The organism is Polaribacter sp., assembly GCF_965660385.1.
Classification (GTDB): Bacteria; Bacteroidota; Bacteroidia; order Flavobacteriales; family Flavobacteriaceae; genus Polaribacter.
This window is the reverse complement of the sequence record NZ_CBFHZT010000005.1, coordinates 53592-65986: the sequence shown is the minus strand read 5'-3', so window position 1 is coordinate 65986 and position 12395 is coordinate 53592. Positions and strand designations below refer to the sequence as shown.

Genomic DNA, 12395 nt, shown 5'->3' with positions numbered 1-12395 from the left:
TTATTTTAGGGACTATTATCTACATTTTTCAATCATTCAACTTTTATCTCCCAAAAATTATTAATAATTATTTGAATGATTTTCTTATCATTCCTATTGTACTTTTTATCTGTTTGGTAGTATTCATAAAAACAAGAAACAATCCAAAATTTGCGTTAAGCTTACCAATAATCTTATATGTTTGTGTAATGTATAGCGTTTTATTTGAACTTATTTTACCCAATTATTTAGCAAGATATACCAAAGATTACATCGATATTATTTTATATTTTGCTGGTGGATTCATTTTCTATGCACTGCAAAAAAACACCAATTGAAATCACCACAATCTATACCAAACATTACTGTTACAAGAATTTGTAAGGCTATTTTGTATATTGAAGAAAATTTAGATAAAAATCTAAATTTACAATGTATTGCCCAAAAAGCATATTTCTCTCCCTTTCATTTTCATCGATTATTTAAAGCAGTAACCCAAGAAACCGTGCATAATTTTATCAATAGAAAACGAATTGAAAAAGCAGCTGCCTATTTAATACATCAAAAAGAATTAACAAGTACCGAAATTTCAGAAGTGGTAGGTTTTTCTAGTTTATCATCTTTCTCAAAGGCTTTTAAAAAGTTTTACGGAATTTCTCCTAATCAATTTAAAAAAGAGAGTTTTAAAAAATATAGCAAGATTTGCAAAACAGAAAGCAAAAACGGACAAATAAAAATTGGTTTTGAGCAGTACATTTGCAACATCAATAACACTTTACATTGGTTTAAAATGAATTCAAAAAAAACACAAATTAAAATAGTGCCAAGATTAGATGTCGCCTATATTGCCCACAAAGGCAAAATGGAAGCTATTGGCAGTGTGTATCATCAATTGGTAAAATGGGCAACACCAAAAGGTTTTATTCATGATAAAACCAAAATGCTGACTATTTATCACGATAGCCCAAAAATTACAGATCCCAATCACTTAAGAATGAGCGCTTGTATTGTACTTACTGATGCTATTGAAATGGACGACAGTATTAATTTTAAAGTCTTAAGTTCAACAAAATGCATTGTTTCTAGATTCGAAATTACAGCTTTTCAATTTCAAGAAGCCTGGGAATCGTCTTTTGCTTGGATGGCAGAACATGGCTATCAAAAAGCAAACAAAGATCCTTTTGAAATATACCACAATAATGCTGATGAGCATCCTGAACAAAAGTTTATAGTAGATTTTTGCATTCCTATTACATAGTTTTACCTCAGTTTTCCTCTCCATCAATTCTTAAAACGATAATTTTTTTCGGTTAAGATTTAGCATTACAACTCATCAATCAAAATTTACAACTCAGTATTTCTTTTTATTAAAAGAGTAAGCATACGCACATCTTTGTACCATCAAAAAAAACCAATAAGATGAAACGTATTTTATTTTTACTCTTTACCATCACTCAATTTTCAATTTTAGCACAGCATACCATTTCTGGTAAAGTTACAGATGTTAAAAACAACCCCATATTAGGAGCAAGTGTTTATTTAGATGGCACTTACGATGGAACATCGACAGACGAAAAAGGAGCATTTTCTTTCAATACCGAAGAAAAAGGAACGCAAACTTTAGTGATTTCTTTTGTTTCTTACGAAACATTTGTAAAGATAGATGATGTTGCAGCACTCAAAAATTTACACATAAAATTAAGAGATGATGTTAATGCTTTAGATGCTGTTACTATAAATGCAGGTATGTTTAAAGCAGGCGAAAAAGCAAAAGTAACCGTTTTAAAACCTCTAGATATTGTAACCACTGCAAGTGCTGTTGGAGATGTTTTAGGCGCACTACAAACCCTACCAGGAACTACTGCAACACCAGAAGACGGACGATTATTTGTAAGAGGTGGTAGTGCAGACGAAACTCAAATTTTTATTGATGGTGTACGTGTTTTTACTCCTTACAGTCCATCTCCTAACAATGCGCCAACTCGTGGACGATATTCTCCTTTTTTATTCAAAGGAATTACGTTTTCTACTGGGGGTTATTCTGCTGAATACGGACAAGCTCTTTCTGGAGTTTTAGACTTAACTACCATTGATAAGCCAGATCAAGAAAAAACCGAAATTCAATTAATGACTGTAGGTGCAGGTTTTGGAAACACCCAAATTTGGGGTAAAAACTCATTAAGCGTAAATACATCTTACATTAATTTACAGCCTTACACAGAACTATTTCCAGACAGAAATACCTGGTTGAGCCCTTTTCAGTCTGCAAGTGGAGAAGCTGTATACAGATATAGTTTTAAAGATGATTCTATGTTAAAAATTTATGGTGCTTTTAGTTATACAGATTTAGATATGCTACAGGACGATATTAATTTTGAGGATGGATTTCGTTTCGGATTACGAAATAGAAACCTTTATATAAATAGTACTTACAAAAACAAATTTGGGAATAACTGGAGAATTCAAACGGGTATTAGTTTTACAAATGATAATTCTACTTTAAAAATAATTGATGACCAGATTAATAATAGTGAGAATTCAGCTCATTTTAAGTTAAAAATTAAAAAGCAATTTACAAACAGATTCAGAATTTCAATGGGTTCAGAGTATTTTATCACCAATTTTGATGAAAAATACACCCCCAATAACGGAAAAGCATTTGAATATGGTTTTAACAACAATGTATTTGCATCGTTTGCAGAAACAGACGTTTTTTTCTCCAAAAATTTAGCAGCTAAATTGGGAGTTAGAGCAGAACATTCCAATGTTTTAAATCAATTTACCCTTTCTCCAAGAGCATCTTTATCTTATAAATCAGGCAAAAGCAGTCAGTTTTCATTGGCTTATGGGCAGTTTTATCAAAACCCGAGCAACAATTATTTAAAGTTTAGTCAAAGTTTTAAAGCCGAAAATGCCTCTCATGTTATTGCCAACTTTCAACACAGCAAACAAAATCAAATTTTTAGAGTCGAAGCGTACTATAAAGACTATAACAATTTAGTGAAATTTGATACGGATATGCCTAATTTTAATTCAAATTTTTCAAATAATGGAAGTGCGTATGCAAAAGGAATTGATATTTTTTGGAGACAAAATGGAAAAATTAAAAATACTGATTATTGGGTTTCTTACTCATTTTTAGATACTGAAAGAGATTACAGAAACTACCCAACCACAGCTACACCAAATTTTGCATCCACTCATAATTTTTCTTTTGTAGCCAAACATTGGGTAGAAAAATGGAAAAGTCAATTGGGTATTACCTATAATTTTGCATCAGGCAGAACTTACACGAACCCAAATGAACCGGGTTTTTTAAACAACAAAACCAAAGCTTATAATTCCGTAAGTTTAAATTGGGCATATTTAATAGATCAGCAAAAAATTTTATATTTCTCAGTAAACAATGCCTTAGGTACCAGAAATATATTTGGATATAATTATAAAAATACACCAGATGTTAATGGAAATTTCGACAGGCAAGCCATTGTACCAAATGCAGACAGTTTCTTTTTTGTAGGTTTCTTTTGGACCATTAGCAACGATAAAAAATCTAATCAATTAAATAATTTATAATTTTTTTTGAAGCTATTTCCTGCTACTTGTACTGAACTTGATTCAGTAGCGCACTCGCTTCCCGATTAAAAATCGGGAGAGCTCAAAAAAATGCTTCAATCAGGGCTAAACCAACTTATAAACTTGTAGCATTCTTAGAATTTTAAGCGCATAAAAAACCAAAATAACAATTGAGTAGTAAAAAATTACAATTCGGTATATTTCTTGTTTAAAATCATCAAAAACATCAGATATTTGAATCAGTAACAAACCCTAAAAACAATAATTATGAAAAAACACATACTAATCATCGCTTTTATCTTTATCGGAATTACAACAACTATAGCCCAAGAAGATACTTTTAATTTAACCGTAAACATAGCCGGTTTAAACTCTAACAAAGGCACCCTAATGGTTGGTGTTTACAACAAAAAAGAAAATTTCTTAAACAAACAATTTAGAGGTGGTTTATCAAAAATCGAAAACAATGCAGCTGTTGTTGTTTTTAAAAACTTACCTAAAGGAGAATATGCAGTTTCCTTTGTACACGACGAAAACGACAATAAAAAAATGGATACTAATTTTCTTGGAATACCAAAAGAAGATTATGGTTGCTCTAACAATGCAACAGGTTTTATGGGACCACCAAAATATGATGATGCCAAGTTTCAATTATCAGAAAACAAAACCATCAACATAAAAATATAATATGATTGTTAAAAAGATTTCTTATTATGTATTAGCAATTAGCTGTATTGCCATAGGTTTATACCCAATAATCTATTTTGTAATCGATAGAAAGTTTGGTTTATTATCAAGTAAATCAGATACTCTTTTAGCAGATGTTCTTTGGAATTCGATGTTTTACACCCACATTATTTTAGGTGGTGTTGCCTTATTAATTGGCTGGATGCAATTCAATAAAAAATTTAGAAACAAAAATTTAAAACTACACAAACAAATAGGCAAAATTTATGTTGTTAGCTGCTTATTAAGTGCTATTGCAGGATTTTATATTGCACTGCATGCAACAGGTGGCATGAGTCCGAAATTAGGCTTTTCGATGATGGCAATCTTTTGGTTTGTCTCTACCTATTTTGCTTTTACAGCCATCAAAAAAGGAAATATTATCAAACATCAAAAATTAATGATTTATAGTTATGCAGCCTGTTTCTCTGCTGTAACACTAAGAATTTGGTTGCCAATTTTAACAGCAACTTTAGGTGGCTTTTTACCTGCATACAGAATTGTAGCATGGTTATCTTGGGTGCCCAATATAATTATTGCTTATTTTATTATTAAATATCAATTTAAAAATTAACAACTTAAACCAATTTAAAAAACAATTTACAATGAAAAAATTTATACTAATATTCGCAATTATTTTTACAGGAGTTCTCTCAGCACAAACAAAATACCAAAAAGGAATGCAAAAAGCATTTACACTTTGGGAACAAGGAAAAATGACAGAAGCTTCTCAACTTTTTGAAAGAATTTCTAAAGCTGAACCTACAAAATGGATTCCAGCATATTATGCTGCACAGGTTGAAATTTTAGGAAGTTTTGGCTTAAAAGATGAAGCTAAATTAACCGCAAAACTCACCAAAGCACAAGAGTTTTTAGATGTGGCCAAAGCAAACTCTGAAAATAATCCTGAAATAATTATAACTCAAGCCTTGCTAAACACAGCTTATATTGCTTTTGATGGACAAAAATATGGCATGACTTTGTCTGGAAAAAACGCTGAATTGTATGCAAAAGCTTTAGCCATTGCACCTAACAATCCACGAGTTATTTTAGGGAATGCAGAATGGAATATGGGTGCTGCTCGTTTTTTCGGAAAATCTACAAAACCGTATTGTGATGAAATTAAAAGAGCCATCAAACTTGGAAAAGAGGAAAAAACAGAAGAAGAGTTTTATCCAAAATTTTACAAAAAAAGAGCTTTAGAAGCTTTAAAGCAGTGTGAGAAATAGGATTCGGTTATCAGTCTTCAGTAAGCAATATTCAGTCTTCAGTATGCAGTATGCAGTAGTTTTATGGCTGAGAACTGCTTACTGAAGTCTGCCCACTAATAATCTTATCAACCAAATCTTGTTTCGCTTTTACATCATCACCAAATAACCATTGCAACACATTATCTTCCCAGATTTGTTCTTTTTCAGTTTCTGTAATGATGTTTTTTTCGATGGCCAAATCTAAAATTTTACCAGGATAAGAAGATTGTTTGTCGCTTTCCATTTCTCCTAAAGGATAAGGATCGTCTAACCCCATTAAAACTTGGTGTGTACCTTGTCTTTTAAACATTAATTGTAAAGAATCTGTATCATGCACCAAAGTGTCAAAAAAGATATTTTTATGGCCTATTGCTTTTCTTGGGTGGTATTTGCCCTCAAATAAATCGGGTCTACCATCAAAACCTTGAATTCTTCTTCCTAAGTTCATTTGAGCCAATTGACCTCCGTGTGCAAAACAGGTTCTAATATTTGGAAAACGCTCTTGCATACCATTTAAAGTATAAAAATGATACGCATCTCCACATTGTGCCAACATCCAAATTAGATGAAAACGCCAATTGGTGTTTTCTAATTTTATCATTTTATCACCATCATAAGGATGAATTTCTATGGCTAATTTGTATTTGTCTGCTAGTTCAAAAATTTGGTCATTTTCTTCGTCAAAAACACAACGCCATTGCCCAATAGAATCCATAAAGTGTGTTGGCAAACATAAAACTTTTAAGCCTAATTCATTGATACAACGTTCCATTTCGAATAAAGCACCATAAATAAATCCAGGATGTACTACAAAACCACAGGTAAATTTATCTGGATGATTATTTTGCACTTTCGCATTAAAATCGTTTTGAAAACGCAAAGCTTTTTTCATTTCTTCTAAACGCAAACCATTGCCATATAATTGAGAAAGGTTTAAAACTACTGCATGGTCTATTTTGTTTTTTTCCATCCACAACAGTTTTTCGTCTAAGAAAAAACTAGAATGCGTTACAGGTCTTCTCCAACCTTTTTGTAACATGTGTTTGCGCTCATCATCTACCCAAAAAATTTCCTTTTCTTTCATAAACTGAGGAATTTCTTCTGGATAAGGCAATAAATGTGAGTGACCGTTAATTCTTAGTTTTCTGTTTTTCATCTTTCTGTCATTCCTGTGTAGACAGGAATCTATTTTAATATTTAACTATTTTATTATGGATTCCTGCCTTCGCAGGAATGACAAATTATTTAACTTTGTTTGGAGCATCCATTACAGTTCCACAATTGTTGCAAGTACATTTTTCTTTGTCTGAGTAATATTTATCGAAAATTACTGGCATATCTGTTTCAATATTATCTAGTGCAAATTCTTCTCTGTAGAGTTGGTTTCCACAATTTTCACAATACCATTCTAAAGCATCTAACATCCCTTCTGAACGTGGATATTCGATAACCAAACCAACTGTATTTTCTTTTCTTTGTGGCGAATGTGGTACTTTTCCTGGCAACAGATAAATATCTCCTTCATTAATTTCAACATCTATTTGTTTTCCTTTATCATCTATGATTTTTAAAATCATATCGCCTTCTAATTGATAGAAAAACTCAGGCGTTTCGTTATAATGATAATCTTTTCTGTTATTTGGACCACCTACAACCATGACAATGTATTCGCCATTATCCCAAACTTGTTTGTTGCCAACTGGTGGTTTTAATAAATGACGATGTTCGTCTATCCACTTTTTAAAATTTATAGGTTGTACTAGTTTGCTCATTTTTTCAGATTTTTAGATTGTTGAATACTTAGAATCTTGGACTTTAAAATTAGTGAATTTTTATGTGTTTTTAAACTCTCTTTTTGATTCTTTAAATTACTGACTTCTGCAAATAGGTTTAGCCCAGATTGAAACGACATCCTTTTTTCTTTTTCAGAAAAAAGATATAGTGGAAAGCTGGAAATAGCTTCTAAAAAAATTACAAACTTTTTGTTCTACCTCCATCTATAGGAATATTAATTCCGTTGATGTAACTTGCTTGCTCACTGGTTAAAAATACAATGGCAGCAGCCACTTCTTCTGGTTTTGCAAATCGTTTTGCAGGTGCTGAATTTTTCATTGCATCTGCAACTTCGTCTAAGGTTTTTCCTGTTTTTGCTGATTTATTTTTAATGATTTCATTCAAGCGTTCTGTACCAGTTGCACCTGGCAAGACATTGTTTACTGTAATACCAAATTCGCCCAACTCATTTGCCATAGTTTTAGACCAATTGGCTACTGCACCTCTAATTGTATTGGAAACGCCCAAACCATCTAAAGGTTGTTTTACAGAGGTAGAAATTACATTTATAATACGCCCAAAACATTGAGTTTTCATAAAAGGCACCAAACTTTGCACCAAAATATGATTGCATTTTAAATGTTGCGTAAATGCATTTTCGAACTCTTCTATTGTAGCTTTAAAAATAGGACCACCTGCAGGACCACCTGTATTATTTATCAATATATGAAACTGTAATTCTGATTTTTCTAAAACAGCTTTTAGTTCGTTTGGTTTTGAAAAATCGGCTACCAAATATCCATGACATTGTGCTCCATTATTTTTCAATTCTGCTAAAACGGATGCTAATTTCTCTTTATTTCTGGCAATTAAAGTTACGTTTGCACCTTCTGCTGCTAATAATAATGCTGTTGCTTTGCCTATACCTTGTGTGCTACCGCAAACTAATGCGTTTTTGTTTTGTAATTTTAAATCCATATTTCTGTCATTCCTGTGAAAACAGGAATCTATTTTTTTATTTTTTTATTGTGGATTCCTGCCTACGCAGGAATGACAACAGTTTATTTATTTTCTAAAATCATTTCTTTAATCTTCACCGCTTTTTCGAAGTGATCTAATTGATGTGTTTCTATCCACCAAGTGGCAACTTCCATTAAAAGTTTTGGATTGTCATTTTTATTTTTGAAAAATGCGTAAAAAGACAAACCTACATTATCTCCTTTTTTAGCAATCTTTTCATTACAAACTTGAATGATTTTTTGTTTTATTTCTTTATTCATATTTAAACTAGTTCTCGATACATTTTTTTCATTCTTCAAAAAACACTCGAACTGACATGGGCTATTATTTTTTAAAATACTGAAATAAATTCAGCATTACAACACTAATTGTGTTGTATACATACATTCTTAGGTTCTGTAAAAAAACGTAAAGCTTCAAAACCTCCTTCACGTCCTACACCACTTTCTTTTGCTCCACCAAAAGGTGTTCTTAGATCGCGCAACATCCAAGTATTTACCCAAACAATTCCTGTTTGTAATTGTTTTGCAAACTGCATGGTTCTGTTGAGATTGTTTGTCCAAATTGTTGCAGACAAACCATATTTTACTTCATTTGCTAAAGTTAAGGCTTCTTTATCTGTTTTAAAAGACATGATTGTAACTACAGGTCCAAAAATTTCTTCTTGATTTAATTTACATTGATTGTCCTTTACCTCTATAATTGTAGGCTCTAAATAATACCCTTTTTCAGAATTTTTAACTGTGACTTTGTCACCTCCAAAAAGGATTTTACCACCTTCTTTTTCGGCAATATCGATATAACTTTTTACCTTTTCTAAATGTTGTTTAGACACCAAAGCCCCAATATTTGTATTTTCTTCTGATGGATTTCCTACTCTTAATTGCGCTACTTTTTTTATGAAATCTTCTTTAAACTTTTCATAGATATTTTCTTCTACTAAAATTCTACTTCCGCATAAACAAATCTGACCTTGATTTGCGAAGGATGATCTAACTGTTGTTTCTAACATCTTCTCATAATCACAATCTGCAAAAATTATATTTGGGTTTTTACCTCCTAATTCTAAAGATAGTTTCTTAAACATAGGTGCTGCAACTCTAGCAATGTGTGCTCCTGTTTTTGTACCTCCTGTAAATGAAATCGCTTTGATATTTGGATGCTCAACAATGGCTTGACCAGTTGTCGTTCCTAAACCGTGAACCATATTTAAAACACCTTTGGGGAGGCCAGCCTCTTTTGTTATATCTGAGAGCAAATATGCTGTTGCTGGAGTTACCTCACTTGGTTTTGCAACCACACAATTCCCAGCTGCAATGGCAGGTGCAATTTTCCATGTAAAGAGATACAAAGGCAAATTCCAAGGAGAAATACAACCTACAACTCCAATTGGTTGACGCAAAGTAAAATTAACAGCATTGAAACCTACACTTTCATGCGCTTCTGATGAAAACTGAGTTATGGCATTTGCAAAAAACTGAAAATTACTAGCTGCTCTTGGAATGTCTACTTCTTTAGCTAAACTAATTGGTTTACCATTGTCTTTTGATTCTGCTGCTGCTAGAACATCTAGTTTATCTAAAATTAAATGAGCAATTTTAGACAATATTTTACTTCTTTCTTCTAAAGTGGTATTGCTCCAACTTGGAAAAGCTTTTGCTGCAGCTTGGTATGCTTTTTCTACATCTTCTTTTAATGAATTTGGAATTTGTCCGTAAATCTCACCTACTGCAGGGTTGTAATTATCTAAATAATTACCTGCTTCTGGTGCAACCAGTTTTCCATTGATGTAGTTTTTTATCTTTAGCATACGGCTTTTAGCTTTTAGCTTTTGCCAAATAAGCAGTAACTTTAATCTCAACCACCAAATCTGGATGTGGTAATTGATGTACAGCCACTGTGGTTCTAGTTGGTCCTGTTGCTGCCTCAAAAAATTCTGCATAGGCTTTATTGTACTCAGCAAAATCATTCATATTTACTAAAAAGCTAGAAACATCTACGACATCTTTTAAGCTTGCACCAACTGTTTTTAGATTTTTATCTATGTTTTCTAAAACAGCTTTTGTTTGTATATAAGCGTCTAATTTTTTAGTTCCCATTTCATCAATAATAACAACGCCTGCTATAGAATTGTCTGCCCTTCTTGAACTGGTTCCTGAAACAAAAATAAAATCGCCCACAACTTTTACGTGTGGATATGCGCCTCTTGGAGTTACTTTACTCATTGGTAGTTGTATGTTTTGTATTTTTAGTATTACTAATCAATTGGTACTAAAATTAATACTTTTTTAATGAATTTTAACCAATAACCTTTATATTTAAAATATTCACAAATACCTATTAACGATTTATAGGTTATATCTGATTTTAGAAATTAATTTAATGGGATGATTTGAAAAATGAAAAGAACCTTTTTTCATTTTACTTTAAGATATGACGATTTATAATTTTTTATAAAAATGATAATTAAAAATTAAAAAAAGTTAAGAAAACATGAATTGTGATAAGTCAAACTACCTCCACCAGCAAATATCAACGAATTTGATTTGAAACTGGACATGTTTATTTTAGTATTCTCCCCTAAAAACAAACAATTACATGTTATTTTTATTAAAAAGAACGATTTAGAAAAGATACATAAGTATATCTATTGTTGCATTTATCGCATGCATAAGAATGAGTCCCAGGAATTATTCGAGTAATTCCATTTCTTTTCATTCTATATCTAGAGGTGGATTTACATTTAGGACAGGCTTTCATAATTACAGATTATTTGAATTATAATGATTAAAATTAACTAATAATCAACTAATTACACTATACTGTATTAACTTAAATCTTTTTATTTTTTCATATTTATGGGGGAGAGATTTGGGGAAAAACAAAAATTGAAAGATATACTACTTTTTACACTCTTAATGTTCGATTTATAATTGAGAACCAAGTATAATGTGTGTTGCATTTATCGCAACCATAACTTTTTGTACCTGGTATTAATTTTACAACTCCTCTTCTTTTTAATCTGTGCCTAGATACAGATTTACATCTTGGACAAGCTTTCATCTTTCATCAATATAGTTTAGTTAAGTTGTACCGAATGTACTATAAATGATTATTGTAAACTAATTTTTATTAATTATTATCAATTATTTAAAATTGCTTGTTTATTTTTCCATTTTATCCAATTTTCACCCTTAATTCGCCTCATAATATTATCAATTAAACGCATTATAAGCACATTATAGACTGCTTTCGATAAATTTTTGGGGTTTCTTGCTAATGCCCTTAAACTCATTGAAAATCCAGGAGTTCTATATTTCATATAATGCCAATATCCTTCTGGCATATATAAAACGTTTCCATGTTTTAGAGTAGTTTTAAAACCTATTGCATTTTTTAATTTGGGCCATTTTTTTAAATCTGGATTTGAAAAATCGATATCTTCTCTGGTAATTAACGAAAAAGGTATTTTATATAAATGTTTACTTTGTAGTTGATCAAACAAAATAACATCTTTTGTGCCCTCAAAATGAAAGTGAAAAATATTGGCTAAATCTATATCATAATGCATAAATGTATGAGAATCTCTACCTCCGAAAAACAACATTGGCAACCCTTTTAGTAATTTTAAACCGAAATCTGGATAGGAATAATCTTTTTGTAAAACAGGTACTTCCTTTAAAATATTCCATAAAAAAATTCTAAATTTACTAGGTTCACGTTTTAATAAATCAACATAATCAGTCATTTTCATAGTTGCATGTGGCTCATTAAAACCCTCTTTATAATTTACAGGCCTATCATCATACAAAGGCACAATTTTATCTCCTGCAATCTTTTTCATATAGTCTAAATTCCATTTTTTATATGCTGGCCAATCCTCAATAAAATTCTCAATTACTACAGGCTTCTGAGGTTTGAAATATTTTTTTATAAAATCTTCTTTGGTAATTGTTTTTACGCGATCAATTTGAAATAAGTTTAAAGACATCCTTCAAAAAATTAAAGCATAAAATTACTAAATTGTAATAAAAATACTACACAAAACAAAAAAAACCATCTTCTAAACAA

Annotated in this window: 13 protein-coding genes; 6 read left to right on the top strand and 7 right to left on the bottom strand. The window is 31.2% G+C overall.

Annotation, left to right across the window (positions count from 1 at the left end):
* Window positions 1-71 precede the first annotated feature (71 nt).
* The 6 genes from ACTG3V_RS02885 (at window position 72) to ACTG3V_RS02860 (ending at window position 5510) form a co-directional block, all read left to right on the top strand.
* Window positions 72-317 (top strand): hypothetical protein, encoded by a 246-nt coding sequence (locus ACTG3V_RS02885; protein ID WP_439130622.1) that lies wholly within the window; start codon window positions 72-74, stop codon window positions 315-317.
* Window positions 314-1237: an AraC family transcriptional regulator gene (locus tag ACTG3V_RS02880; protein WP_439130621.1), complete on the top strand. Its 924-nt coding sequence runs from the start codon at window positions 314-316 to the stop codon at window positions 1235-1237. Before ACTG3V_RS02885 ends, ACTG3V_RS02880 begins: the two co-directional genes overlap by 4 nt.
* Window positions 1238-1398: 161 nt before the next feature.
* A complete protein-coding gene (locus ACTG3V_RS02875; RefSeq protein ID WP_439130620.1) occupies window positions 1399-3555 on the top strand; it encodes a TonB-dependent receptor in 2157 nt (718 codons plus the stop codon).
* A 267-nt stretch (window positions 3556-3822) separates the two neighbouring features.
* Window positions 3823-4242: a DUF2141 domain-containing protein gene (locus ACTG3V_RS02870; RefSeq protein ID WP_439130619.1), complete on the top strand. Its 420-nt coding sequence runs from the start codon at window positions 3823-3825 to the stop codon at window positions 4240-4242.
* A gap of 1 nt (window position 4243) precedes the next feature.
* On the top strand, window positions 4244-4855 hold the full coding sequence (locus tag ACTG3V_RS02865; protein ID WP_439130618.1) for a DUF2306 domain-containing protein: 612 nt from the start codon (window positions 4244-4246) through the stop codon (window positions 4853-4855).
* A 31-nt stretch (window positions 4856-4886) separates the two neighbouring features.
* Entirely contained in the window at window positions 4887-5510 is a 624-nt protein-coding gene (locus ACTG3V_RS02860; protein ID WP_439130617.1) for a hypothetical protein, read from the top strand.
* Window positions 5511-5571: 61 nt separating this feature from the next.
* Here the strand turns inward: ACTG3V_RS02860 and ACTG3V_RS02855 are convergent, their stop codons facing one another.
* The 7 genes from ACTG3V_RS02855 to ACTG3V_RS02825 all read right to left on the bottom strand — a co-directional run bounded on the left by ACTG3V_RS02855 (window position 5572) and on the right by ACTG3V_RS02825 (window position 12315).
* Window positions 5572-6687 carry an amidohydrolase family protein gene (locus ACTG3V_RS02855; RefSeq protein WP_439130616.1) on the bottom strand — a complete coding sequence of 372 codons (1116 nt, stop codon included), beginning with the start codon at window positions 6685-6687 and terminating at the stop codon, window positions 5572-5574.
* A gap of 85 nt (window positions 6688-6772) precedes the next feature.
* The gene (locus tag ACTG3V_RS02850; protein WP_439130615.1) at window positions 6773-7303 is read right to left on the bottom strand and encodes a 3-hydroxyanthranilate 3,4-dioxygenase; all 531 of its coding nucleotides are present in this window, start codon (window positions 7301-7303) and stop codon (window positions 6773-6775) included.
* A 199-nt stretch (window positions 7304-7502) separates the two neighbouring features.
* On the bottom strand, window positions 7503-8282 hold the full coding sequence (locus ACTG3V_RS02845; RefSeq protein WP_439130614.1) for an SDR family oxidoreductase: 780 nt from the start codon (window positions 8280-8282) through the stop codon (window positions 7503-7505).
* 83 nt (window positions 8283-8365) lie between these two features.
* On the bottom strand, window positions 8366-8584 hold the full coding sequence (locus ACTG3V_RS02840; protein ID WP_439130613.1) for a DUF6500 family protein: 219 nt from the start codon (window positions 8582-8584) through the stop codon (window positions 8366-8368).
* Between the two features lie 104 nt (window positions 8585-8688).
* Window positions 8689-10134: an aldehyde dehydrogenase gene (locus ACTG3V_RS02835; RefSeq protein ID WP_439130612.1), complete on the bottom strand. Its 1446-nt coding sequence runs from the start codon at window positions 10132-10134 to the stop codon at window positions 8689-8691.
* A 7-nt stretch (window positions 10135-10141) separates the two neighbouring features.
* On the bottom strand, window positions 10142-10549 hold the full coding sequence (locus ACTG3V_RS02830; RefSeq protein WP_439130611.1) for a RidA family protein: 408 nt from the start codon (window positions 10547-10549) through the stop codon (window positions 10142-10144).
* Between the two features lie 917 nt (window positions 10550-11466).
* Window positions 11467-12315, bottom strand: a complete 849-nt coding sequence (locus tag ACTG3V_RS02825) for a cupin-like domain-containing protein (RefSeq protein WP_439130610.1) — start codon at window positions 12313-12315, stop codon at window positions 11467-11469.
* Between the last annotated feature and the right edge of the window lie 80 nt (window positions 12316-12395).

Coding starts and splice junctions, on each gene's coding strand:
- ACTG3V_RS02865 (WP_439130618.1), top strand. CDS start 4,244: ATGATTGTTAAAAAGATTTCTTATTATGTATTAGCAATTAGCTGTATT.
- ACTG3V_RS02840 (WP_439130613.1), bottom strand. CDS start 8,584: ATGAATAAAGAAATAAAACAAAAAATCATTCAAGTTTGTAATGAAAAG.
- ACTG3V_RS02835 (WP_439130612.1), bottom strand. CDS start 10,134: ATGCTAAAGATAAAAAACTACATCAATGGAAAACTGGTTGCACCAGAA.
- ACTG3V_RS02850 (WP_439130615.1), bottom strand. CDS start 7,303: ATGAGCAAACTAGTACAACCTATAAATTTTAAAAAGTGGATAGACGAA.
- ACTG3V_RS02870 (WP_439130619.1), top strand. CDS start 3,823: ATGAAAAAACACATACTAATCATCGCTTTTATCTTTATCGGAATTACA.
- ACTG3V_RS02875 (WP_439130620.1), top strand. CDS start 1,399: ATGAAACGTATTTTATTTTTACTCTTTACCATCACTCAATTTTCAATT.
- ACTG3V_RS02845 (WP_439130614.1), bottom strand. CDS start 8,282: ATGGATTTAAAATTACAAAACAAAAACGCATTAGTTTGCGGTAGCACA.
- ACTG3V_RS02830 (WP_439130611.1), bottom strand. CDS start 10,549: ATGAGTAAAGTAACTCCAAGAGGCGCATATCCACACGTAAAAGTTGTG.
- ACTG3V_RS02860 (WP_439130617.1), top strand. CDS start 4,887: ATGAAAAAATTTATACTAATATTCGCAATTATTTTTACAGGAGTTCTC.
- ACTG3V_RS02825 (WP_439130610.1), bottom strand. CDS start 12,315: ATGTCTTTAAACTTATTTCAAATTGATCGCGTAAAAACAATTACCAAA.
- ACTG3V_RS02855 (WP_439130616.1), bottom strand. CDS start 6,687: ATGAAAAACAGAAAACTAAGAATTAACGGTCACTCACATTTATTGCCT.